The 410-nt window shown below is 33.2% G+C and carries 1 pseudogene; it reads left to right on the top strand.

Features of this window, described 5'->3' with window-relative positions:
• A pseudogene (locus SB717_RS33880) lies at positions 1 to 410 on the top strand (hypothetical protein); the annotation flags it as partial.

The following is a 410-nucleotide window of genomic DNA, read 5'->3' as shown; positions in this document are numbered from 1 at the left end:
AAGAAAAAAAGGTTCTACCAATTGCACCCGGAGAGAATGTACTCTTCCGTCATTTTACTCGTATGGAAGACTATCTAGAATTAAATAAACAATATACAGACCCAATATTATTAACCGCATTACTTTGCTCTCACGAGCATTACTATCTGTTACATACAGAACCCTTTTTCCCAATTAGCCCAATACAAGAAAAAGATACACGTTACTTTGGAGAATACTTCCCAAACAACAAAATACCTAAAAATCTTGATATGGAATTTGTAACCGACTTTCTAATAAAGACAAAACAAGAAAATAGAGGATTGTGGTTAATCAATGAAGAGACACCTGAAACTCAACTTCATGTACTCATTACATTTATCGATGAACTCTTTAAAATCCTTACTACACGTTGTTCTCTTAAATTACTC

The sequence above is a fragment of the Priestia sp. SIMBA_032 genome (genome assembly GCF_046535215.1).
Lineage (GTDB): Bacteria > Bacillota > Bacilli > Bacillales > Bacillaceae_H > Priestia > Priestia aryabhattai.
Note: the sequence above shows the minus strand (reverse complement) of the source record. Positions and strands in the feature narration are given on the sequence as shown.